Source organism: Helicobacter sp. MIT 14-3879 (assembly GCF_003364125.1).
Genome location: NZ_NXLP01000001.1, coordinates 249,537 through 274,533 on the forward strand (window position 1 = coordinate 249,537; position 24,997 = coordinate 274,533).

Genomic DNA, 24,997 nt, shown 5'->3' on the forward strand with positions numbered 1-24,997 from the left:
ACAAAAAAGCTTGAGTTTTGCTTAGAAATATATTTACAAATAGTAGTAGCTTATAATTTTAAATAAAGAAATAAATATCAAACTTGTAATTCCGGCAAAAAAGCCTGCTAATACATCATCGCCGACAACACCTAAGCCTCCATTTACATTAGAATCAATCTTTCCAATAACAGAAGGTTTATAAATATCATATAATCTAAAAAATATAAATGATAAAATAATGCTAGGAATACTAAATTGTGCAATACTCATTGCAATAAAAATACCAACAACCTCATCTATTACTATATGTTTTGCATCGTGAATTTTGGTATTCTCCTCATAAATATCAATCTGTTTTATTGCAATAATACCTATTAAAGCTGCTAATAGCAATAAACTAAATGCTGAAAAGTATAAAATAGGGATTCCAAGCAATAGACCAAAAAAGCTCCCCCAAGTTCCTGGAGCTTTTTTAAAATATCCAACTCTAAATAATGTTAGAAAATTTTCTCTTACACTATCCATTCAAATATCTTATATATTTTTTTGTATCTTTTTTGGCTTAACTATACCATATCTTTTTCTCTTTTCCCATAAGCTTTTACGACTAATGCCTAGCTTTTTAGCAAGATCAATATCAGAATAAATGTGCTCATATTTTGAAATTACAACTTTTTCATACTCTTTAATTGATAATATTTCACCATTAAAATCAATATCATTCCTAAAGGAAGTAATATCTGCAATATTATTAAACAAAATCTCTTCTTTCGAAATAAATGATAATAATATATTTTGCTTTGATAGCTTATTTAATAGCTCAATTCTATCAGACTTTTTAAGCTGTTCTAAGCCTATTAAATAAACAATTTCATCAGAACTACTAATACTTGAAATATCACGCCAATCAATATCTGTGATATTTAAAAAATGAAACCTTATATTCTTTAGCCTTGCATATCTCATTGCATAAATATCTGCACTTCTTTGAGAATTACTTCTTATAATAAATGGTAAATTATAAGTAAAAGGAATTGGTGTATCTAATACCCCTTCTATGAATTCAAAGTAATTCTTATAAAATGAAACTTCTTGTTTAAGCTTACTATAATTTTTATAATGCTCTATTTTCCTAATTAATTCATCAATAACAAAAGGTTTTAAAATATAATCATAGATTCCAGCTTTCAACATCTTTGTAACAGTATCATCTGTAACATATTTTATCATCATTATAGTTATACTATTTGGAAAAAGTTTTATTAAATTAACACAACTTGTTGTGCAAACATCGTATGCAATCAATACTACATCAAAAAAAGCATCCTCCTCTAAATTCAAATTTGTATCTTTTTGAACTACACATTCATAGCCTCTATCAACTAATTTATTATTAATGCTTTGAGCTAAATATGCATCATTTTCTATAATTAATGTTTTCATAATATAAAAGCCCCCTAATTAATATCAATTTAATTTTTATGAGCGTTATTATACTTAAAAAAATATATTTTAGTAAATGTATCAATACATATTGTAATTTAATATTTATAAAATATATTACATTAATTTCAAAAACTGCCCATAATAGCATAAACATAGTATAATTTTTACTTCATAAATAATTTAGATATTTAAAAATACTTTGCTTTAACTCTATAATTATTTTAAATAATTGTATAAATTATAATTCTATTCTCAAAGAGGTAAAAGAATGATTTTTTTAGAATCTAGCAATATAAAAGATTCTGCAAAATATATAGATAGTGGAGTTTATGGCATTGTTACTAAAAAAAATACAATTCAAGTAGATAATATATCTAAATTTAATATCCCTTTAATATCTATTGATTCACTAGATTATATAAACTTCACAGATTTCATAAAAAAGTCTATTATTAAAATATCAAATCAATTTGATTTAGTAAAATATAAAAATCTAAAACTAGATAATTTAGTTTGCATAAATATAAATGATTTAATAAATATTAAATTAAGCGATGAAAAAGCGATATTAGAGTTAGATTATATCACTCCTAATATGGCTTTTATAATATCTAGCTCTAACTTTAAGGGTGTGTTAGTAAATAAATTACCTTTAAATGGGAAATTTATTTATAAAGTTAAAAATTCTCTTACAAAATATAATAGATTCTACAATGCTATATTCAAAAATGATAATTTTAAGATTCTAAAAATAAATAATATTGATGATATCTTTTCTAGTAATCTAGAGTCTTTTAAAGCAATAGAGATAGATTTAAATTTAAAAAACTTAAATGAAGTAAAAAGTATGCTTAATTTTTTAATAAAATTTCATCACAATATCTTAAGGCTTGTTTATATAAAAGATTCTAAAGATAAAAAATTATTTCAAATAGCAACTAACCTACAAGATATAAATTTAATAGATTCTATAGTATTAAACGAAAACTTTAAAAATTATGAATTAAAAAACATTTCATTTCTTAGTGAAAAATTTAAAAATATGGGTGGAATTTACTCTTATATTTATAACAAAATTTATAAATAAATTTAGGTAGTTACATTAAAAGAATTAAAGCTATAATTTCAAAGAATTTTTTATGGAGTTTATATGATAAAACTAAGAGATGCGATAAATCTAGATAGAGAAAAGATACAAGAAATAAAGCTACAAATAGCACAGCTAGCAAAAGATTCTGCATTGAATGCTTATATTTTAGATAATAATTCTCTAAGCACAGCAAACGAGGGTGTGCCTATATTAATAAAAGATAATATTAATGTTAAAGATTGGGAAATAACCTGTGCTAGCAAGATACTAAAAGGATATAAATCACCATACAATGCAAGTGTTATAAATAATCTAATATCAAATAATCTAACACCATTTGGACGCTCTAATATGGACGAATTTGCTATGGGGAGCACAAGCGAATCTAGCTGTTATGGTGTAACTAAAAATCCTAAAGACACTTCAAGAGTTTCTGGAGGTAGTAGTGGTGGAAGTGCCGCAGCAGTAGCTGGGGGCATAGCAATAGCAGCATTAGGAAGTGATACTGGTGGTAGTATTAGACAACCTGCTGGATATTGTGGGTGTGTTGGATTAAAACCTACATATGGTAGTGTTAGTAGATATGGATTAATAGCATATAGTTCTAGCCTAGATCAAATAGGACCAATAACACAAGATGTGAGGGATTGTGCATTATTATTTGATTATATAAAAGGATACGATAAACTAGATTCTACTAGTTCTAAAAAAGTGCAAAATGAAAGCATATTTAAAAATCTCAATCCAAATAGAAAATTTAAAATAGGAGTCTTAAATAGACTAATAAAAAATTCTAACAAAGAGATTCAAGATGCTTATTATAATTTAATAGACTTACTTAAAAAGCTAGGTCATAATATAAAAGAAATTGATATGTTGGATTTAGATTATCATATTTCAAGCTATTATATTACATCTATGGCTGAAGCAAGTTCTAATCTAGCTAGATTTGATGGAATAAGATATGGTTCTAGGGCAAAAGATATAGAAAATATAAAAGATTTATTTTTAAAAACTAGAACTGAAGGTTTTGGAGAAGAAGTAAAAAGAAGAATCTTAATTGGTAACTTTGTTTTATCAAGTGGATATTATGATGCATATTATCTAAAAGCTCAAAAAGTAAGAGATTATATAAAATTTCAATATGATGAAATATTTAAAGAAGTAGATATTATTATAAGCCCGATAGCACCAAATGTAGCTCCAAAAATAGGAGAAGGAACAAATCCACTTGAAATGTATCTAAGTGATATTTACACAATAGGTGTAAATCTAGCTGGACTCCCTAGTATCTGCATTCCTATCATTGAAAAACCACTACCTATTGGAATGCAATTTATAACAAGTCATTTCAAAGAGCAGGATATACTTGATTTAGCCCTAAATGTAGAGGGTAATTTATAAAGGATAAAATATGAGACAAATAAAAAAAGCACTAACATTTGAAGATATATTGCTTATACCTGCATATTCTGAAGTTTTACCAAAAGAGGTAGATGTTAAAAGTAAACTTACTAAAAATATATCATTAAATTCTCCATTTGTAAGTGCTGCAATGGATACTGTAACAGAGCATAGAACTGCTATTGCAGTAGCTAGAATGGGGGGAATTGGAATAATCCATAAAAATATGGATATAAGCACACAAATAAAAGAGGTTAAAAAAGTTAAAAAAAGTGAGAGCGGAATAATAGCAGACCCGATATATATACAAGCAAATAGAACTTTAGCTGATGCAAAATTAATAACTGATAATTATAAAATTTCTGGCGTTCCTGTGGTAGATTCTAATGGAAAGTTAATAGGAATATTAACAAATAGAGATACTAGATTTGAAAACAACTTAAATAAGCAAGTAGGTGAAGTAATGACAAAAGCACCTCTAATAACGGCTAAAGAGCATACTTCTTTAGAAGAAGCAAAAGATATTATGCACAAACATAAAATAGAAAAACTCCCTATCGTAAATAAAGACAATATATTAAAAGGATTAATCACCATAAAAGATATTCAAAAAAGAATAGAATACCCAAATTCAAATAAAGATAACTTTGGAAGACTTAGAGTTGGTGCTGCTATTGGGGTATTTCAACTTGATAGAGCAAGGGCTTTGGTAGAGGCAGGGGTAGATGTAATAGTATTGGATTCTTCGCATGGACATTCCATTAATATATTAAAAACAATTGAGGATATAAAAAAAGAATTAACCATAGATGTTATTGCAGGAAATGTTGTAACAAAACAAGCTACTAAAGACTTAATAAATGCGGGGGCTGATGGAGTTAAAGTTGGTATTGGACCGGGCAGTATTTGTACTACTAGGATTGTAGCAGGTGTTGGAATGCCACAAATTACTGCTATTATGGATTGTGCACAAGAAGCTAAAAAATACAATATACCTATTATAGCTGATGGTGGTATTAAATACTCTGGTGATGTAGCTAAAGCCATAGCTCTTGGTGCATCATCTGTAATGATAGGTAGTATGTTTGCTGGTTGTGAAGAAACACCGGGTGATTTGATGATATATCAAGGAAGGCAATATAAAAGTTATCGTGGCATGGGAAGTATTGGTGCAATGACTAGTGGAAGTTCTGATAGATATTTTCAAGAAGGAGTAGCTCAAGATAAATTAGTTCCAGAGGGAATAGAAGGAAGAGTCCCATATAGAGGTAAAATTGGAGATATAATATTCCAACTAGAAGGTGGTCTAAGAAGCTCTATGGGTTATTTAGGAAGTAAAAATATAGATGAGTTATGGAAAAAAGTAGATTTCGTAGAAATCACAAGTGCAGGTTTAAGAGAATCTCATGTTCATGATGTAGATATAACAAAAGAATCCCCAAATTATCATGGATAAGAAAGAGGTTAAATGGACTTTGAAGATAAAATAAAAAGAATAAAAGAAATAATAAATAGGTTAAATAGCACAGAAATAAGTTTAAAAGATGGAATAGAATTATACAAAGAGGGCATTACTGAAATAAACAATGCTCAAAAAATGCTTGAGGAGGCAAAATTGGTATATGATGAGATAAAATTAGAATCTGAAAAAGAAAAAGAATGAAAATAATAATATCGCAATTTGCAAGTATAAATAATGAAATATTCAGTAAATACATAAGCAAAGAATTTAGAAAGCAAAAACCATCTTTAATTGTGCTTGGCGAATATGTAAGTAATTTGTTTTTTAAAGAATATAAAGATAAAACAAAATTACAAAAGACATTCTTAGTGCAAGAGAAATATTTTACACAATTAGCTAAAAAATATCTAACAACAATAATTGTGCCAATAATTGAATGCAAAGATAAAGAAATCTTTAAAAGCATAATGATTACAAATAAAGATCAAGTATATTATTATCGCACTCAAAAGCTAATGGAAATGGAACATTGGAATGAAGCTAACTTCTTTAATAATACAAAAGTTAGCCTATCTAAATTAAAAGAGCCCTTTATTTTTAACATAGATGGACTTAATATTAGTGTTTTATCTGGCTGGGAAAGCCATTTTGATGAGTTTTGGATAAAGCTAAAGAAAAAGAACATTGACATTGTGATTGTTCCTACGGCAAATACCTTCAACTCAAATGCTAGATGGGCTAGAATGCTACAAACTAGAAGTTTTTTAAATAATTGTTTTGTAGTTAGAGTAAATAGGATTGGAAGCTATTTTGAAAATAATATTGAATGGAAATTTTATGGAAACTCGTTTATTTCCCTACCTAATGGTAATTTGGGAGATATGTTAGGAGATAAAGAGGGAATTTTAGTTAGTCAAATTGACAAAGAATTAATAGATGAAGCAAAAAATATATGGAAATTTAAGTAAAACAAACTTTATATTTAATACATTAATATTTATTTAATAACAAATATTATAGAATCAGACCTTTTTTAATTTTTATAAGGGAATATTAATATGAATAAAAATATCAAAAAAAAGCCACAAGATTCTAAAAATACTAAAGAATTAAAAAATATAAAAGATAAAAAAGATAAAAAAGATTCCAAAAAGTCGCCTAAAAAAACAGTAGCAGTTTCTAAGAAAGAAGAAAAAAAAGTTAAGAAAGAAGTAGAATTCACGCAAATAGAAGAAATCAAAGAATTAAAAACACCAATAGAAAAGCTAGAACACCTATTTAAAAGTAGGGATAGTGAATTTATTGCATATGAAGAAATAGCCTCTATTCTAAAAAAACCTGCCACAACAAGTCAAGTTAAAAAAATAGAAGATTTTGCTAAAAAATATAAAAAGAGTTTTCTTAGTTCATCAGAATTAGCAAAAAAATTAAACTATGAAGAAAAATTACTCGCAAAAGAAGAAAAGCAAAAACAAATTGATGAAACCTTAGAAGATGAGTTTGATTTAATGAAAGAAAGAGAATCTTTAGAATGGAGTAGAAGTGATAGCCCTGTTAGAATGTATCTACGTGAAATGGGGCAAATACAGCTTCTAACAAAAGAAGAAGAAACTGAACTTGGTAAAAATATGGAAGCAGGGGAGAATATCATAATTGATGCAATTTGTTCTGTGCCATATTTGACTGAATTTATACATAATTATAGAGATGCTCTAATTAATAGAGAGAGAAGAGTTAAAGAATTATTCAAAAACTTTGAAGATAAAGATGGAAAAGATGAATTTGATAGTGATGATAGTGATGATATAGATATAATTGATGAGATTCCTAAAAAATCTACAAAAGATAATAAAAAGAATTCCATAGATGAATTTGATGAAGAAGAAAATGATGAAGAAATCTCACAGAAAAAAACTCAAAAAGATGCAGAAAGGGTAAAAAAAGTCATAGTTGCTTTTAAAGAATTAGATAAAGCAAGAAAAGATATGCAAAAGACCAAAGACAACCTCTCAAATGATACAAATAGCTTAGGAAATATTTTACTAATAGCCCATAAGAAAGAGGTTTTGAAAGAAAAGTTATTAGCACTAGGACCTACGAGTAAGCTAATAACAGAAATAGTAAAGATTATGGAAAATGTATTGAAAGGTGATGAAAGTTTTGAAAAAGAAATGAAAAGGTTAGAGTATAAATTACCTCTATTTAATGATAGCCTAATTAATAATCATAAAAATATTTTATCTAATATACTTAATATGTCAAAAGCAGATATTATACAAGCTGTTCCAGAGACTACTATGGTTAGCACATATGTTGAGATTAAAAAATTAATACAAACTAAAGAGGCTTCTAAAGATAGTTTTAATTTAGAGCCAGAAAAATTAAAAGAAATTTTAGAGCAAATTAAAAGAGGAAAACTAATAGTAGATAAAGCTAAAAATAAAATGGCAAAAAGCAACCTTAGGTTAGTTGTATCAAACGCTAAAAAATATACCAATCGTGGACTTCCATTCCTAGATTTAATACAAGAAGGAAATATTGGCTTAATGAAAGCTGTGGATAAGTTTGAATATAAAAGAGAGCTAAAATTTTCAACTTATGCTACTTGGTGGATTAAACAAGCAATTAGCCGTGCAATAGCAGACCAAGCTAGGACTATTAGAATCCCAATCCATATGATTGATACCGTAAATAAAATAAATAAAACACAAAGAGACTATATCCAAAAGCACGGAAAAGAACCTGATATAGAATATATTGCTAAAGAAGTTTCAATACCCGCTGATAAAATTAAAAATGTAATTAAAATGACAAAAGAGCCAATAAGCCTTGATGCACCTATTGGTAACGATGATGATGGAAAATATGGAGATTTTGTTGAGGATAAAAACATAATAGGACCAATGGAGCAAGTTTTAAAAGAGGATTTAAGAAATCAAATTGATGAGGTTTTATCACAATTAAATGAACGAGAAAGAGCTGTGATTAAAATGAGATTCGGACTTCTTGATGATGAGAGCGATAGGACATTAGAAGAAATAGGCAAAGAGTTAAATGTAACGCGTGAGAGAGTTAGGCAAATAGAATCTAGTGCAATTAAAAAACTAAAGCATCCACGAGTTGGTAGAAATCTAAAAAAATATATGGAAGATTAAAAAGACTTAAAGTTGCAAAATAGTAGAATCTAAGTCTATCAAAAAAAGGAGAAATATAATGAGCTATGTAAATAATATTATAAATTTAGTAAAAGAAAAATATCCTGAACAAGCAGAGTTCCATCAAGCAGTAAAAGAAGTTGTTGAATCGTTAGAGCCAATTTTAAAAAAATGTAATAAATATGAAAATAGCGCTATTTTAGAAAGATTAATAATACCTGATAGAGAAATACACTTTCGTGTAACTTGGGAAGATGACAATGGTAAAATTAATGTAAATCGTGGATATAGAATAGAGTTTAACTCTGCTATTGGTCCATATAAAGGAGGGCTTAGATTCCATCCTAGTGTAAATCCTAGTATTATAAAATTTTTGGGATTTGAACAAATTTTTAAAAACTCATTAACAACACTTTCTATGGGTGGAGGAAAGGGTGGAAGTGACTTTGACCCAAAAGGAAAAAGTAATAATGAAATTATGAGATTCTGCCAAGCATTTATGAATGAACTATTCCGACATATTGGAGCTCATACAGATGTTCCTGCTGGAGATATAGGTGTTGGAGGTAGAGAAATAGGCTATTTATTTGGACAATATAGAAAACTAACAAATAGATTTGATGGTGTGCTTACAGGAAAAGCATTGAATTGGGGTGGAAGTTTAGTTAGAAAAGAAGCAACAGGATATGGATGTGTATATTTTGCACAAGAGATGTTAAGACAAAGAGGAGAAAGCTTGGATGGCAAAATCTGCTCTGTTTCTGGAAGTGGAAATGTAGCAATATATACAATAGAAAAACTACAACAGTTAGGAGCGAAACCTGTAACAATAAGCGATTCTAAAGGTATGGTTTATGACAAAGACGGTATTGATTTAGAGCTGCTAAAAGAGATAAAAGAAGTTAAAAGAGTTAGTCTAGAAGAATATGTTAAAAATAAAAGTTCTGCACAATACACTAGTATAAAAGACTACCCTAAAGGCAAAAATCCTGTATGGCACATACCTTGCTTTGCAGCATTCCCAAGTGCAACTCAAAATGAACTCAATGCCGATGATGCAGAAGCCTTAATTAAAAATGGCTGTATATGTGTGAGTGAGGGAGCAAATATGCCATCTACAATAGAAGCTGTGCATAAATTTATCAGTGCAAAAATATGCTATGGTCCTGGTAAAGCTGCCAATGCTGGTGGTGTGGCAGTAAGTGGGCTAGAAATGGCACAAAACGCAAGTATGACTCCTTGGACTTTTGAATATACAGACAAAAGACTTCATCAAATAATGGAGGATATTTTTAACAATGCAAGCCAAACCGCAAAAGAATTTGGTGAAGAGGGAAATCTAGTGATTGGTGCTAATATTGCTGGGTTTAGAAAAGTTGCAGATGCAATGATTGATCAAGGAGTTATATAAAAAATTGAAATATGTATTTATTATACTAATTGCATTTTTTTTTAGTTCCTGTATGGATAATCAACCCATACAATCCGTGCTTGAAGATATTAACTTCAAGCCAAAAATCTCAATCAATAATGTAGAAATTAAATCTATTAGCCTTAAGAATATAATTCTAAAATCTAACATATCCATAACAAATCTTTTTCCTCTTGATATATATATTAAAGATGCAATGGTAAATATTTACTATCAGGATAAAATAATTAACTCTTATAAAATAAAAGGACAAAATCTCCTAAAAGCCCGCTCTAAAAATGATATTAATTTAGATTCTGATATTAAAATTAATGATTTGGTAAAAATGATTGATAATTATACAAAGTTAGATTCTTTGCCATTTAAGTTAGAGGTTATTACTGATATTATATTGCCAAACTTTGATAAACAAAACCTAATGGAATATAGCTTAAGAGAAAAATTTGATATAAATATTCCAACATTTAATCCAAAAATAACGATGAAAGGTATTAATTTTAGTCTATCTAATATAAAAGTTATTTTTAATCTTAAAAATCAAACAAGTGCTAAAATACATCTTTCTAATATTAATTATTTGCTTAACTTAAATGGAATAGAATTTAATGGAATCGCAACAGCAATAACGCAACAAGATAATAGCATAGATATTGTTTTAGATAAACTGCAAAATTCATTAAACCTTAAGGATTCTAAAAATATTTCATTAATTTTGAATTTAAAAGCAAAAATTGACGATTTTCCATATAATATTCCAATAAATATTAACAAAACTTTCTAAGGATAAAAAATGACAATATCATCATTTAAAAAACTAAAAGGTATTGAAAAAATATCTGCTATAACGGCTTATGACGCACTTTTTGCTGGAATCTTTGATGGAGAAGTAGATGTTATTTTAGTAGGAGATAGTCTATCAATGAGTTTTGGAGGGAATGATGACACTATCCCTATTAGTTTAGAAGCAATGATTTACCACACAAAAGCTGTTAGAAAAGTTACTAAAAAGTCTCTTTTAATTGCAGATATGCCATTTGGAAGCTACCCAAATATAAATTTAGGTTTAAAAAATGCTATAAAAATGTATAAACAAAGTGGGGCTGATGCTATAAAACTAGAAGTAAATGAAAGCAAAATTACTCTTTTAAAAGAATTAATAAACAATGGCATAGCTGTTATGGCACATATTGGACTTATGCCACAATTTTATAGACATGATGGAGTATATAAAATTAAAGGCAAAGATGAAGCTGAGAATCAGTCTTTATTAGATTTAGCATTACAATTAGAAGAAATTGGTTGTTTTGGGTTACTAATTGAAGGGACAAAGAGTGATATAGCTACAAAAATTACAAAAAACCTAAAAATTCCAACTATTGGCATTGGAAGTGGCAGTGGAACTGATGGTCAAATACTAGTATGGAGTGATGCCTTTGGTTTCTTTAATAAATTCACACCAAAATTTGTAAGAAAATATTTAGATGGAGAATCTATTCTAAAAGAAGCAATTAAAAAATATAATGCTGATGTTAAAAATATTACTTTCCCAAATGAAAATGAGAGCTATTAATTGGAACGGTTAGTTGAAATTGAAAAAATTTCCTTTGAGGATAAAGATGATGTTTCAATTCGCCCTTCAAAATTTAGTGAATACATAGGACAGGAAAATATTAAAAAAAATCTTCATATTTCAATTGCCGCTAGTAAAAAAAGGGAAGAATCTCTAGATCATATATTATTTTTTGGTCCTCCCGGGCTTGGCAAAACTACACTTGCATATGTTATTGCAAATGAAATGGGTGCAAATATAAAAGTTACTTCTGCTCCTATGATTGAAAAAAGTGGTGATTTAGCTGCAATTCTTACTAATTTATCCAAAGGCGATATTTTATTTATTGATGAAATTCATAGATTAACAAATAATATAGAAGAAATTTTATATTCTGCAATGGAAGATTTTAGGCTTGATATTATTATAGGCTCTGGTCCTGCTGCTCAAACTATTAAAATAAATATTGAAAACTTTACACTAATTGGTGCTACAACTAGGGCTGGAATGTTAAGCAACCCTCTTCGTGATAGGTTTGGTATAACTTTTAGAATGCAATTTTATGATACAAATGAACTTTCAAAAATTATTTATCTAGCTTCTAAAAAGCTAAATAAAGTGTGCAACAATGAAGCCTCACTAGAGATAGCTAAACGCTCCCGTGGAACTCCTAGAGTGGCATTAAGATTACTTCGTAGAATTAGAGATTTTGCTGAATTTAATAATGAAGATTCTATTAGTTTAAAAAGGACTTTAGAGGCATTAAATGAATTGGGAGTTGATGAAAGAGGCTTTGATGAACTAGATTTAGCATTTCTTAAACTCCTTACAGAATCTCAAAATAAAGCAATAGGACTAAATACAATAGCTGCAGCACTTAGTGAAGATGAAAGAACAATAGAGGATATTATAGAACCTTATTTATTGGCAAATGGATATATAGAAAGAACAGCAAGAGGAAGAATTGCTACTAAAAAAAGTTATGATTTGCTTAATATTCCATTTAAAAATCTATTCTAAAGGATAATAATGCAACCAAAATACTTTTTTTGGGCAATATTTCTAATAACATTTTATTTAATTTTAAAGCTATATGAACCATTTTTGATGAATCTAATTGTAGCCTTGCTTTTATGTGTAGCTACTTTTGGACTAAAAAAGTATGTAGATAGATTTATAAAATATAATTTCTTATCATCATTTGTAAGTGTTTTTATATTTTTAGCATTTTTTATTATACCACTATTACTAGTTAGTAATGAAATTATAAATCAAATACTTCAAATTGATTTATCAAAAATATCAGTTTTTATAAAAGAAATTCAAAACAAAACTATACTTCTTTTAGAAGGAATACCAAATATTGCAAAAAATAGAGCAATAGAATCTATTAAATCAATTAATATAAATACAATAATAAGCTATACCATGAGTATAAGCACATATATAGGCAAAACAGGAATTAGTTTTATTACAGACTTAGTGTTTGTTTTAATATTTTTATATTTATTTTATTACTATGGACTTGAGATAAAATCTTATATTGTTGATGTTATTCCATTTGATAAAAAATCTAGCAATAATATCTTGGCAGAAACTAGCGGGGTTTTAAGAGTGGTATTTTTTACTACAATAATCTCTATGATTCTTCAGGGCATTAGCTTTGGAATTGCTATTAGTTTTCTTGGTTTTAGTGGAATCTTATTTGGAACACTATATGCACTAGCTTCAATAGTGCCTGTTGTTGGTGGAGCATTAATATGGGTGCCTTGCGGATTATATATTTATTGGAGTGGTGATTTTAAAAGTGCAATTTTTCTATCTCTATATTCACTAATTTTTATTGGCTTCATAATAGATAATGTAATAAAACCTTTAATTATTAGCTTTGTTAATAAAACATTACTTAAAAAGCCTGTAAAAGTTAATGAAATTATAATCTTCATAGCAATTCTTGCAGGACTTGCTAGTTTTGGATTCTGGGGAATTATAATAGGTCCTACAATGAGTGCATTTTTTATTGCATTAATTAGGGTATATAAATATCAGTTTAAGGAAAGGTAGTGTTTATCCAAAAGTTAGAAAACCTGAATTTAGATATTAATGCAACAGAGTTTGCCATAAGCACAGCATTGAAAAAATCTACAATTCACATTTTTAAAGTATTTCAAATTCCTCTTAGTGCAGCTCATATATTAAAGCAAGAGGCACTAAGCTCTGGAGGAGATTTTATAGTATCTAGGGATATGATTCTATGTAGGGATAAATTTTATGATGGAATCATAATTGCCACACAAAGTCAAATGGAACATATTATAAATAAATGCAATATACAACCATTTGGGTTAAAAAATCTAGCCACAATTCTTAAACAACATCTAAATAAACCTACTTTAAAGCCAAAAATTATGGGGATAATAAATATTACAGATGATTCTTTTTATGAAGATTCTAGAGTAAAAAGCACAAAGCAAATCATATCAAAAATTGAGGATATGATAAATTTTGGAGTTCATATTATAGATATTGGTGGAGCTTCAAGCAGACCGGGAAGCAAAGAGATAGAACCTAATATAGAAATAGATAGAATAAAAGATGCAGTAAGTGAAATATATAAACAAAATCTTACAAAAAAAGCAATATTTTCTATTGATAGCTATAATTACCAAACAGCAAAATTATGCGTTGAATTTGGTTTTAAAATAATCAACGATGTTTATGGATTAAAAGATATGAGACTAGCAGAGCTTGCAAAAAACAATGATAATAAAATAATAATTATGCACAATAGCAACATTATGCCACACAAAAAAAATATTACTCAAAGTTTAGATGAGTTTTTTACTACAAAAATAGAAGAGTTAGCTTCTATGGGAATAAAAAAAGAGCAAATAATTTTAGATATTGGCTTTGGTTTTGGTAAAAATACTAAAGAAAATCTTGAATTAATTAAAAATCTAGGACATTTTAAACATTTTGATTGTGAGATTTTAGTTGGTGCTAGTAGAAAAAGAAGTATTGGGGAGATAACAAATAAAGATACTAAAGATAGGCTATCAGGGACTTTGAGTTTGCATCAGAGAGCATTAGATAATGGAGCAAATATTATTAGATGTCATGATTATAAAGAGCATATTGATATGTTTGCAATTTGGCAGGAATTAAATGCAAAGCAATAAACAAAGATTAATAGAGCAATTAAAAAATCACGGATTAGAAAATCTAAATAATTTAAGTGAAGAAGCTCTGTTAGAGCAGTTTAAAAAAACAACTATGCAATGGAGTAAGAGTATAGCAGAATATAATCTTGGAATAAAAAAGATTCAAAATACAAGCTTAGAAATAATAGATTCTAAAATAAAGGCTAAAATAGAACAAACAGATAATTTTTATAGCACTTTTAATGAGCTTTTAGTCAAATATCCATATAACAATATTCACGATGTAGTAGTTAATTTCATTAGTGCAGATTTGGTTGAAAAAGTGCTTTTAATATTAGAAATAAAATATAGAGAGTATCAAGAAATAATAATTGAAATGATAGAAAAAAAAATAAATTTTATGCCAAAAGAAGAAATTGCTAGTTTTATGAGCTTTATTGAGAGAAATAGAAATGAGGTTGAACTTTTAAAAGATATATTAAATCAACTAGAAAATAATAAAATCTCATCAAATATTGACAAAATAACAAATATTAAAAAATACATTATTAGCGAGTTTATGCCACAAGACTTAGAAAAAAACTATAAGCAATTTTTTAATAACTCACAAGATAAACAGGATTTAATAAAAAGACTTAGAGAAATAAGCAGTGCCTACTCAACAAAACAACTTGATGATATGACTAAAGAAGATTTAGTAGATATTTTAACCTCAATCCAGCAAAAAGAAGTAAATGACAAAAAAGATAAAGATGATTTTGAAAAATATTTTGAATTATTTAAAAGAGCTTTATATGAAGATAATAATGACTTGTTTGATTCACTTGTAGTGCAAGTTTTAGGAAGTGTTAGCAAAGAATGCTTAAATAATCTAAAAATTCATTTAAAAAAGGAGGATGCTTTATTTGAACATAAATTCCAAAATGCACAAAAAAGTTTAGAATAGTTCTTATTAAAGCAAAGTTGGTTAAAATAATAAATCTATAATTTAGGAGAAAAAATGGATATAAATAAAAAAAATGCTATAAATGAATTTTTTACATTCTGCAAGGAAAATGAAGTAGAATTTGTTGATTTCAGATTCACAGACATTAAAGGAACTTGGCATCATATTAGCTTTTCTATAAAAGCAGTTGATGAGGATACCTTTAAAGGCATCCCTTTTGATGCTTCATCTATCCCTGCGTGGCAACCTATTGATAAATCTGATATGTTGCTTATTCCAGACCCTGTAAGATATTTTTTAGATCCATTCAGTGCCGATACAACTATCGTTGTATTTTGCGATATTTGGGATATTTATAAAAATGAACCTTATGAAAAATGCCCTAGAAGTATTGTGAAAAAAGCTATGGCATACCTAAAGGAAACAAATATAGGGGATGTGGTATATTTTGGACCTGAAAATGAATTTTTCATATTTGATAATATTAAAATGAAAGATTCTATAAACTGCCAATATTATGAGATTGACACAGAAGAGGGTGAGTGGAATAGAAATAGAGATTTTGAAGATGGCATAAATATAGGGCATAGAAGTGGAACTAAAGGTGGATATTTTCCTGTCCCACCGATAGATTCTATGGTTGATATTAGAGCTGAAATGGCAAAAGTTTTAAATCAAGTTGGGCTTGAAACATTTGTCCTTCATCACGAGGCAGGACAGGCTCAAGGCGAGATTGGCGTAAAATTTGGAGATATGCTAGAAGCAGCTGATAATGTCCAAAAATTAAAATATGTAGTAAAAATGGTAGCTCATTTAAATGGCAAAACCGCAACATTTATGCCAAAGCCAATATATGGTGATAATGGAAGTGGAATGCACGTGCATATAAGCATTTGGAAAGATGGTAAAAATCTATTTGCAGGAGATAAATATCAAGGACTTAGTGAATTATCTCTATTTTTCTTAGGAGGTGTATTAAAGCATGCAAGAAGCATTGCAGCTTTTACAAACGCCTCTACAAACTCTTATAAAAGGTTAATTCCGGGCTTTGAAGCTCCTAGCATTTTAGCATACTCTGCACAAAATCGTTCTGCAAGTATTAGAATCCCATACAATAGTGGAGAGAAAACAAAAAGAATGGAGTTTAGATTCCCCGATAGCTCAAGCAATCCATATCTAGCATTTTCTGCACTACTTATGGGAGGAATTGATGGCATTAAAAACAAAATTCACCCCGGAGAACCTATGGATATTGACTTATTTAAACTCCACCTTGATGAGATAAGAGAAAAGGGTATCAAGCAACTTCCGCACACACTAAGAACAGCCATAGAAGAAATGCTAATAGATAGAGATTTTTTCAAAGAAGGCGATGTATTTAGTGAAGAATTTTTACAAGCATATAAAGCATATAAATTTGAGACTGAGATATGGCCTTGGGAGGCTAGACCACATCCATTTGAATTTGTAAGCACATATTCTTGCTAAATTACCTTTAGAATCCTCTAGGATTCTAATAATATTCTCTTAACTATTATTTAACTCTCTACCTTTCTTAAATAAATATTAATCTAACGCTTAAGCATATATTAATATAGGGGGGGGGTAGAATGGCAAAAAATATTTAAGGGTTTATAATGAAAAAAGAAATAAGAGAAATAAATATTTTATATACAGAGATTCCAAGCTTTAAAGAAGATTTTAAAAAATATTTAAGTGAAAATATTAACTTTAGGACAAAAAATGAAATTGGGACAATAAGAACATACATATGTAGATTAACAAAAATAAGCAATATAATAAAACAAAACACATCTAATGAAGAATTTGACATTTTTTGCTTCTATGGAAATCCTAATGACATATATAAAATATATCATTTTACTCATAACCATACAAAGGAAAAATTTATAAAAGATACAAATTCTCCTATAAATCTTTTAATAGAATATTTAAAAGAAAAAATAGTTTCTAAAAAATGATTAAAATATACATTGCCATTATTATTTTTTTCAATATGGCAGCCAAAAATAGGTATACCACTATTAATAGTAACATGTCTTATTCATACTCTATTTAATAAATTTACCACCACTTTTACACAAAACAATAATGAAAATTTTTCTAACGATAGCATTGAGAGAAAACAAATAGAGACGGTTATTTTAATATTACATAATTTTTATGATGAATATAAAAAGTTATAGAAGGAAGAGTTAGTGATTTAGAGCCTATGTTTGATATAGCATTAAATTTACTCAATTGTGCTATAAATTATAATTTTATTAAATATGGAGAGGTTACAATAATAGATAAATTAATTAATATCAAAACAAAAGATAATCAATTAACCCTAAATCAAATATTTAATATTGCTTCTAACCAAGCTGTAATTGTAACAATATTTAAAGAACATGGCTTTTTAAGTGTATTAATAGATGAGAGAAATGATATAAATGAATATGCAAAAAATCTATTTAAAAGTATGAATGAGGACAATAAACAATGTGTTAAAAAAATAATATATTACATTTATATTTACTCTTTATTCTTGATATTAGAAGAAAAAAGCAATTTACAACATAACAAAATAGAAAACTTAGCACAGATTGTTGGAGTTAATTGTCTTTCATAAAGCAATAAATATAAAATTACTAGGCTTAGAAAAAGCAAATCAATTAGATTATATATTGTTTCATATAATATTAGATGACCTTAGAAGTTTTGATAATAAAACTACTCTATTAGAAATATATAAAAAACTAGTTAAAACATTAGAAGAAATCGCCAATAAGTCATCCAATCAATTATAAAAATCTTTAGAGACTATTAAAAAGCTTGATACTCTTTAATAGCTCTTAAAAATTTATTTAGATTCTTCTATGAAGCCCCCGCCTAAAACAACATCATCTCTATATATCACTAATGCCTGACCATTTGCTACACCATAAACTTTCTCTAATGGATATGCAAAAATCTTATTATCTTTAATTTTTATAGTAGCCTCTATACTATTACTTCTATAACGAATCTTAATATTATGATTACCATCATTTATACCTTCAGTTATAAAAGCATCTGCAATAATTTCTTTTTTTAATAAATCTTCTTTTGAGCCAACAATTAAAACATTTTCTTCTGCATTAATATCTAATACATATTGTGCTGTTTGAGAAAGTGGCACATCAAAGCCCTTTCTTTTACCAATAGTATATTGCATATAACCCTTATGCTCTCCAATTATATTCCCATTTTTATCTTTTACAATACCTTTTTGATTAACATCTAATTCTTTGCTAATAGTTTTTATATAGTCTTTATCTACAAAGCAAATTTCTTGAGAATCTTTATATTCTTCTAGCTCACCAAACCAAGGCATTGCTGCAAATGCCTCTCTTTTCACATCAGTTTTTAATTTATCGCCAAGTGGAAAAATCAATCTATCTTTTGCTTCTTTTGAGATTCCAAATAAAAAATAGCTTTGGTCTTTAGTCTTATCAACTGCTTCTTGTATATAATTTATTCCATTTAAATTTACAATTCTTGCATAATGTCCGCTTGCTATATAATCACATCCCAAACTTAATGCTTTCTCTAATGCAAGTCCAAATTTAATATTTGGATTACACATAGCACAAGGATTTGGTGTCCTAGCATTTTTATAAGAATCTATAAAATATTTATATATAATTTCATTAAATTCTTTTTGTAAATCTATAATTTGAAAATTTATTTGTAATTTATCAGCCACATTTTTACAGCGATTTATAAAAAATTCGTGTTTTTCTTCTTTATTATGTAATTTTAAATAAATACCATATACTTCATATTTTTTATTTAATAGATATGCACTATAAGAACTATCTATTCCACCACTCATTAACAATGCTACTTTTTTCATAAAATTATTCCTTAAAAATATATAAATAAAAAAAGAATTTTAACACAACTATAAAAGCTTTTTATGTATTAGTTATTAGCTAAAAATAACTAGAATCTTATTTTTATACTAATTTTATCCAAACATTTTAATAGGAATTTGTAGTATTTTGGGCGGATATATCTAAATATTTTTATTTGTATAAGCTTATTTAAAAAATAACTTGTTTTATCCCAACTTTCAATACCAATTACTTCATAATCCCTTGCATACCAAGATAAGATTTCATCACTTAAAAATTTATCTCCAATTAATTTTTTAGCAAATCTATCTCTTTTTCGACTTATTATTGCAATTTCATTTGGATATTTCATATACATAAAATTACCATAAGTCTCAAACTCACTAAACCCAGAGTAGCTTAAATCAAGTGGATTAATACTATCTAAAATTACCTCCCAAAAAGCTTTTTTATGATTTACTTCAATTATTTTTATAAACTCACACATTCTATATACATCTATCATCATATTTTCAGCAATAAAGCTAAAAGGGGCTGCTTTCCTTAAAATATCATCTTTTATAGTAATCTTTAAATTTTGTAATGTATCAAATATAGCTTATGAAATTCACTTCCTTTTTCAAAAAACACTCTTTCTTTATCAAAAAATTCTAAAAAACGCAGTGGTATAGAATCTGCATCCCATATTAGATAATATTCTCTCACCCCCCCCCATTTTTAGAAACTAGGTAAAGAGAATAAGCCATTTTTAAAAATTGTTGTAGATACCACCCTGTGCGATTTTTACAACCGCCTAAAGAAGTTAATTTATTTTGTACAGATTTATAACTTAAGCCATTATATAAGCTATCTTCATTGATAAAATTTATATTTGTATATTGTTTTTTAAATTTAGATATTATCTCATCTTTTGTAATAATAGTTATTTTATTTGGTCTTATAAATCTATCTACATTTCTTATCATAGTTTGAAAAAGGCTAATATCTAGGCTTTTTAAACAAATTAATATTTCAAATGACTTCAAACTTATTCTCCCCATAAGGCATTATTTATTTTTTAACATTATTTTTAACAGCTACCTTTATCTATAAAACTTTATATTTCTGTTTTTAAAATAGCACCATTAGAGGCATTGCTTACAAGCAGTGAATATCTTTTTAGCCATTTGCTTGTTATATCCTTTTTTATGGGTTTCCATTTTGCTTTACGAGATTTTAAAGTTTCAGAATCTACAAGCAATTCTAAAATACCCCTTGAAACAGAAATAAGGATTCTATCTCCCTCTTCAATAAGTGCAATTAGCCCCCCTTCTGCAGCTTCAGGGCTGATATGTCCTATACACGCTCCACGTGTTGCACCGCTAAAGCGTCCATCCGTAATAAGCGCAACACACTCGCCCAATCCCATACCCATAATCAAACTCGTAGGACTGAGCATTTCCTGCATACCCGGTCCGCCTTTGGGTCCTTCATAACGTATCACAACAACATTGCCAGCTTTCACTCTACCCCCTGCAATACCTTTAATTGCTTCTTCTTGTGAATTAAAAACAACTGCACTGCCTTCAAATTCCTTCATAGATTCTGTTACTGCGGCGGTTTTAAGCACTGCACCTTCACTAGCAAGATTCCCAAAAAGGATTTTTAGCCCACCAACAGGAGAATAAGCATTGTCATTTTGTCTAATTACATTGGAATCTACAATAACTGCATTTTTAATACGCTCTCCTATGCTCTCGCCTGTAATAGTAAGTGCATCTAAATAAAGAGCAGAGTTTAATTCACCTTTAGCGGAATCTAAAGCGTTACTTAAGTCTCTTTTTGCCACCTCATTCATTACTGCTGAAACTCCCCCTGCTCTATTAATATCCTCCATGTGTATTACATTTAAGGCAGGAGAAATTTTTGCAATATGAGATACATTCTTTGCAATTTCATTAATATTACTTAAGCTAAAATCAACTTCTGCCTCTTTTGCAATAGCTAACATATGTAATACCGTATTTGTGCTTCCCCCCATTGCCATATCAACAACAAAAGCATTATGCACAGCTTTTTTATTTAATATATTTCTAAATTTGAATTTTTCACTTAAACTAGAATCTAGTGCAATTTCTACAATTCTTCTTGCAGCTTTACGCAAAAGCTCTTCTCTTTCTTTAGTTAGAGCTGGAATTGTGCCATTGCCCTCTAACGCTATACCCATAGCCTCACAAAGTGTATTCATAGAGTTTGCAGTAAACATTCCACTACAACTTCCTCCACTAGGACAGGCATTACATTCTATCTCATAGAGCTTTTTTTCATCAATCTTGCCGTCTGCATAAGCTCCAACCGCCTCAAATGCAGAACTTAAATCCAAGATTGTGCCATCATCAAGCTTTCCTGCAAGCATAGGACCGCCACTTACAAAAATAGTAGGAACATTCACACGCAATGCGCCCATAATCATACCCGGAACAATCTTATCGCAATTTGGAATACAAATCATTGCATCAAGGCTATGGGCATTCATAACAGTTTCTATACAATCAGCAATTAATTCTCTACTTGGCAGAGAATACAACATTCCATTATGACCCATAGCAATGCCATCATCTACGCCAATCGTATTAAACTCAAAAGGCACTCCTCCAGCTTTTCTGATTTCTTCTTTGATAATTGCGGCGTATTTGTTGAGAAAAAAATGCCCCGGAATAATATCAATATAACTATTTGCCACGCCAATGAAAGGCTTATCAAAATCCTCATCTTTCAATCCTGTTGCACGCAATAAACTTCTATGCGGTGTACGTTGATAGCCTTTTTTAATAATATCACTTCTCATAAATACTCCTTAAATCTAATAGCTTTTTACAATTATATTAAATTTTTAAATAAATTTATTTAGCTAAAATTCACTATGGATAAAAAAATATTAGATTTTTTACTTAATAATCATTTACTTAGTTTAAGTGTGCTTGAAAATTCAGATTCTAGTCAAAAAAGACAACTAGAATCTAAATATCATAATTTTATAGAATATGAAGTTTATACAGCTAGCTGTTACTATGCCTTTGATAAGGTAAATCTTAGTTTTATCATTAAAAGCAGTCCAAATTCTAAACACATTCAACTAGCCTATAAAAACCCTATACTAGCTATAAATATTTCAGAAGATTCTATGAATATTGCCAATATTAAAGGGGCTCAAATAAAGGCAATTTTTATGAATTCTACAAAAGAACAAAAAGATATTTATTATAACACATTTCCTTTTGCTATACTTTATTCTGGAGAGCTTTATACACTAAAAATTGCTTGGGTAAAATATACTCACAATGCTTTAAATAAAAAAATTTTTTTTGAAGCATAGCTTAATACTAAGTTTTAACACAAACAAAATTTTATATAAATTTTATAGACAAAAATTTTATACAATCATTTTCTAATCAATAGATTTAAAATATGACTTTAGATTCTCATCTTGTGTGCTTTTAATATTAGATATTGCGTTTATACTACTTGAAAATAATAGTGCAACCCCTGTTGTTATATTGCTAGCGTGTTTTGTAGAACCTTTTATCTTTGCAAATCTAGCAGATACAAATGGGGATAAAGCAAAACCTTCATAAATGCTTACATCAAGCCTTACTCCAAAATTTGCATTATATTCTAAATCACTACTTCTAAAATTTGTATATCCTATATATTGTCTCCAAAATGCTTGATACACAACACCTATATTGTCAGTAATAGGGTTTTTTGCTCTTATGCCTGTCTCTATTGCACCTCTAATACTAGATGGTTTTAAGCTAAAATCAATCTCACCAACACCTGCTAGATAAAGCTCATCAATATATTTTCCATCTAACATTCTAATACCGGCTTTATAACGTAAAGCTTGATTTTTTGTCCCATTGCTATTTCTTGTAAATTCAGTTTGATATTCACCATCAACAAATGGTCCTACAAAGCCATTTTTAAGCATAAATGATTTTCTTGTGTATCCAATTGTAAAAACTATATTATCACTAGTTTCTGTTTTAGTTCGAGGAGCATTCCTAGGTCTTAGCAAAATTAATCCATACTCCATTAAAAGTCTATTTGAAAATCTGCTATTTGTAAAGTTATAATCAAGAGCTAAATCAGCATTAAAGCCTACAATAGTTGAGCTATCACTATTAAATTGATTAATATTATCATCTATATATTCTTGTGTTACATTTATGCTTGTATTTGAAAAATCAAGTGAGATTCTTCTAATATCTATCTTTAATAATACATTTTCTATTGTATCAATAAAACCATTCATAACACCTTCTAAATAATAATTTGGGAATATTTTATCAAGGGTGGTATATGGTGTAGAGCTTGTATTTAATACCTTATCTTGTATTGCTGTTGGCAATTCGTTATCATCACTTAATTGACTTTGAGTGTTTATCTCTTTTTTAGAGTTAATTTGTGCATTTGCAGTGAGTAATGAAGAACTAAATATTAATATTATAAAAAATCTAACTACCATTAAAATAAAGCAAACTTGAACCCCAAGTAAGCCCGCCTCCAAAAGCATCTAATAGCAATAAATCACCATTTTTTAGCTTCCTTTCTCTATAAATTTCATCAATTGCCATAGGAATACTAGCAGCAGAAGTATTTCCATATTTTTGCACAGTTAAGACGATTTTACTAGAATCTATATCTACCATATTTCCTACGGCATTTATTATTCTAAGGTTTGCTTGATGAGGAATAAAAAAATCAATATCTTTTGGTTTAATATTGTTTTTCTTTAAAATTTCTTCTACATCATTTGCTAATGTTTTTACAGCCAATTTAAACACTTCATTACCTTTCATTTTAATAAAAGGAGAATCCATAGGCGTCATCAATAAATTTGCATATTTACCATTTGCACTAATATGAACATCAACAATTGCTTTTTTTATTTCATTAGTTTTACCAATAACAGCGGCTCCAGCACCATCTCCAAACAAAACACAAGTATTTCTATCTCTAAAATCAAGCACTGAACTAGTTTTTTCGGCTCCAATAATTAAGATATTATCATACATTCCACTCTCAATATATGCTTTTGCTATTGATAAAAGATATATAAACCCACTACAAGCACTCGATATGTCAAAAGCAGGCTTATTCTCAATACCAAGTTTATATGAGATAATAGTAGCAGTTGATGGCATAGCAAGATAATCTGGGGATAAAGTTGCACAAATTATCATATCAACATCAGTAGCTTTTATATTAGCCCTATGAATTGCTATTTTTGCCGCCTCAAACCCAAGATCACTAGATTTTTGATTATCTTCAGCAAAATACCTACCCTCAATACCAGTTCTTTTTGTAATCCAATCATCACTTGTATCAACAATTTTTTCTAAGTCTTTATTGCTTACATTTCTATTAGGTACAAATGAAGCAATAGATTTTAGTGAAGCATAGATTTTAGTATTCATATTTTCTCC

26 protein-coding genes are annotated in these 24,997 nt (G+C 28.3%); 17 read left to right on the plus strand and 9 right to left on the minus strand.

Features of this window, described 5'->3' with window-relative positions; genetic code table 11:
• Window positions 1–33 precede the first annotated feature (33 nt).
• Together CQA44_RS01205 and CQA44_RS01210 are read right to left on the minus strand one after the other, a co-directional pair.
• The gene (locus tag CQA44_RS01205) at window positions 34–507 is read right to left on the minus strand and encodes a phosphatidylglycerophosphatase A (RefSeq protein WP_115545452.1); all 474 of its coding nucleotides are present in this window, start codon (window positions 505–507) and stop codon (window positions 34–36) included.
• Window positions 508–516: 9 nt separating this feature from the next.
• The gene (locus CQA44_RS01210) at window positions 517–1,425 is read right to left on the minus strand and encodes a response regulator (RefSeq protein WP_115545453.1); all 909 of its coding nucleotides are present in this window, start codon (window positions 1,423–1,425) and stop codon (window positions 517–519) included.
• A 271-nt stretch (window positions 1,426–1,696) separates the two neighbouring features.
• Here CQA44_RS01210 and CQA44_RS01215 point away from each other — a divergent pair, with 271 nt between their 5' ends.
• From CQA44_RS01215 to CQA44_RS01290, 16 genes are all read left to right on the plus strand, one after another.
• Complete coding sequence (locus tag CQA44_RS01215; protein WP_115545454.1) at window positions 1,697–2,515, plus strand: hypothetical protein; 819 nt, start codon at window positions 1,697–1,699, stop codon at window positions 2,513–2,515.
• A gap of 63 nt (window positions 2,516–2,578) precedes the next feature.
• Window positions 2,579–3,922 carry an Asp-tRNA(Asn)/Glu-tRNA(Gln) amidotransferase subunit GatA gene (gene gatA, locus CQA44_RS01220; protein WP_115545455.1) on the plus strand — a complete coding sequence of 448 codons (1,344 nt, stop codon included), beginning with the start codon at window positions 2,579–2,581 and terminating at the stop codon, window positions 3,920–3,922.
• A 10-nt stretch (window positions 3,923–3,932) separates the two neighbouring features.
• The gene (gene guaB / locus CQA44_RS01225; protein WP_115545456.1) at window positions 3,933–5,378 is read left to right on the plus strand and encodes an IMP dehydrogenase; all 1,446 of its coding nucleotides are present in this window, start codon (window positions 3,933–3,935) and stop codon (window positions 5,376–5,378) included.
• A 12-nt stretch (window positions 5,379–5,390) separates the two neighbouring features.
• A complete protein-coding gene (gene xseB / locus CQA44_RS01230; protein WP_115545457.1) occupies window positions 5,391–5,585 on the plus strand; it encodes an exodeoxyribonuclease VII small subunit in 195 nt (64 codons plus the stop codon).
• Entirely contained in the window at window positions 5,582–6,352 is a 771-nt protein-coding gene (locus CQA44_RS01235) for a carbon-nitrogen hydrolase family protein (protein ID WP_115545458.1), read from the plus strand. The genes xseB and CQA44_RS01235 overlap by 4 nt, the downstream gene beginning before the upstream one ends.
• Before the next feature lie 102 nt (window positions 6,353–6,454).
• A complete protein-coding gene (rpoD, locus tag CQA44_RS01240; RefSeq protein ID WP_408941368.1) occupies window positions 6,455–8,539 on the plus strand; it encodes an RNA polymerase sigma factor RpoD in 2,085 nt (694 codons plus the stop codon).
• Between the two features lie 58 nt (window positions 8,540–8,597).
• Complete coding sequence (gene gdhA / locus CQA44_RS01245) at window positions 8,598–9,950, plus strand: NADP-specific glutamate dehydrogenase (RefSeq protein WP_115545460.1); 1,353 nt, start codon at window positions 8,598–8,600, stop codon at window positions 9,948–9,950.
• A 4-nt stretch (window positions 9,951–9,954) separates the two neighbouring features.
• Complete coding sequence (locus CQA44_RS01250; RefSeq protein ID WP_115545461.1) at window positions 9,955–10,752, plus strand: hypothetical protein; 798 nt, start codon at window positions 9,955–9,957, stop codon at window positions 10,750–10,752.
• 9 nt (window positions 10,753–10,761) lie between these two features.
• The gene (panB, locus tag CQA44_RS01255; RefSeq protein ID WP_115545462.1) at window positions 10,762–11,541 is read left to right on the plus strand and encodes a 3-methyl-2-oxobutanoate hydroxymethyltransferase; all 780 of its coding nucleotides are present in this window, start codon (window positions 10,762–10,764) and stop codon (window positions 11,539–11,541) included.
• The gene (gene ruvB, locus CQA44_RS01260; protein ID WP_115545463.1) at window positions 11,542–12,540 is read left to right on the plus strand and encodes a Holliday junction branch migration DNA helicase RuvB; all 999 of its coding nucleotides are present in this window, start codon (window positions 11,542–11,544) and stop codon (window positions 12,538–12,540) included. It begins immediately after the preceding gene.
• Window positions 12,541–12,549: 9 nt separating this feature from the next.
• On the plus strand, window positions 12,550–13,584 hold the full coding sequence (locus CQA44_RS01265) for an AI-2E family transporter (protein WP_115545464.1): 1,035 nt from the start codon (window positions 12,550–12,552) through the stop codon (window positions 13,582–13,584).
• On the plus strand, window positions 13,584–14,699 hold the full coding sequence (folP, locus tag CQA44_RS01270) for a dihydropteroate synthase (protein ID WP_115545465.1): 1,116 nt from the start codon (window positions 13,584–13,586) through the stop codon (window positions 14,697–14,699). The genes CQA44_RS01265 and folP overlap by 1 nt, the downstream gene beginning before the upstream one ends.
• Window positions 14,686–15,627: a hypothetical protein gene (locus CQA44_RS01275; protein ID WP_115545466.1), complete on the plus strand. Its 942-nt coding sequence runs from the start codon at window positions 14,686–14,688 to the stop codon at window positions 15,625–15,627. The genes folP and CQA44_RS01275 overlap by 14 nt, the downstream gene beginning before the upstream one ends.
• Before the next feature lie 54 nt (window positions 15,628–15,681).
• Window positions 15,682–17,115 (plus strand): type I glutamate--ammonia ligase, encoded by a 1,434-nt coding sequence (gene glnA / locus CQA44_RS01280; RefSeq protein ID WP_115545467.1) that lies wholly within the window; start codon window positions 15,682–15,684, stop codon window positions 17,113–17,115.
• A gap of 149 nt (window positions 17,116–17,264) precedes the next feature.
• The gene (locus CQA44_RS01285) at window positions 17,265–17,609 is read left to right on the plus strand and encodes a hypothetical protein (protein WP_115545468.1); all 345 of its coding nucleotides are present in this window, start codon (window positions 17,265–17,267) and stop codon (window positions 17,607–17,609) included.
• Between the two features lie 251 nt (window positions 17,610–17,860).
• Complete coding sequence (locus tag CQA44_RS01290) at window positions 17,861–18,262, plus strand: hypothetical protein (protein WP_115545469.1); 402 nt, start codon at window positions 17,861–17,863, stop codon at window positions 18,260–18,262.
• Between the two features lie 231 nt (window positions 18,263–18,493).
• Here the strand turns inward: CQA44_RS01290 and mnmA are convergent, their stop codons facing one another.
• The 5 genes from mnmA to ilvD form a co-directional block, all read right to left on the minus strand.
• A complete protein-coding gene (mnmA, locus tag CQA44_RS01300; RefSeq protein WP_115545471.1) occupies window positions 18,494–19,528 on the minus strand; it encodes a tRNA 2-thiouridine(34) synthase MnmA in 1,035 nt (344 codons plus the stop codon).
• A gap of 89 nt (window positions 19,529–19,617) precedes the next feature.
• Window positions 19,618–20,037, minus strand: coding sequence for a hypothetical protein (locus CQA44_RS01305; RefSeq protein ID WP_115545472.1), 420 nt, complete (start codon window positions 20,035–20,037; stop codon window positions 19,618–19,620).
• Between the two features lie 62 nt (window positions 20,038–20,099).
• Window positions 20,100–20,234 carry a hypothetical protein gene (locus CQA44_RS13105; protein WP_258864863.1) on the minus strand — a complete coding sequence of 45 codons (135 nt, stop codon included), beginning with the start codon at window positions 20,232–20,234 and terminating at the stop codon, window positions 20,100–20,102.
• Window positions 20,231–20,554: a hypothetical protein gene (locus CQA44_RS01310; RefSeq protein ID WP_115545473.1), complete on the minus strand. Its 324-nt coding sequence runs from the start codon at window positions 20,552–20,554 to the stop codon at window positions 20,231–20,233. Before CQA44_RS01310 ends, CQA44_RS13105 begins: the two co-directional genes overlap by 4 nt.
• A gap of 71 nt (window positions 20,555–20,625) precedes the next feature.
• Window positions 20,626–22,356: a dihydroxy-acid dehydratase gene (gene ilvD / locus CQA44_RS01315; RefSeq protein WP_115545474.1), complete on the minus strand. Its 1,731-nt coding sequence runs from the start codon at window positions 22,354–22,356 to the stop codon at window positions 20,626–20,628.
• 75 nt (window positions 22,357–22,431) lie between these two features.
• Between ilvD and CQA44_RS01320 the strand changes: the two genes are divergently transcribed.
• Complete coding sequence (locus tag CQA44_RS01320) at window positions 22,432–22,884, plus strand: hypothetical protein (RefSeq protein WP_115545475.1); 453 nt, start codon at window positions 22,432–22,434, stop codon at window positions 22,882–22,884.
• A 72-nt stretch (window positions 22,885–22,956) separates the two neighbouring features.
• Here the strand turns inward: CQA44_RS01320 and CQA44_RS01325 are convergent, their stop codons facing one another.
• Both CQA44_RS01325 and CQA44_RS01330 read right to left on the minus strand, forming a co-directional pair.
• Window positions 22,957–24,036 carry a hypothetical protein gene (locus CQA44_RS01325; protein WP_115545476.1) on the minus strand — a complete coding sequence of 360 codons (1,080 nt, stop codon included), beginning with the start codon at window positions 24,034–24,036 and terminating at the stop codon, window positions 22,957–22,959.
• A complete protein-coding gene (locus CQA44_RS01330) occupies window positions 24,026–24,988 on the minus strand; it encodes a beta-ketoacyl-ACP synthase III (RefSeq protein ID WP_115545477.1) in 963 nt (320 codons plus the stop codon). The genes CQA44_RS01325 and CQA44_RS01330 overlap by 11 nt, the downstream gene beginning before the upstream one ends.
• Between the last annotated feature and the right edge of the window lie 9 nt (window positions 24,989–24,997).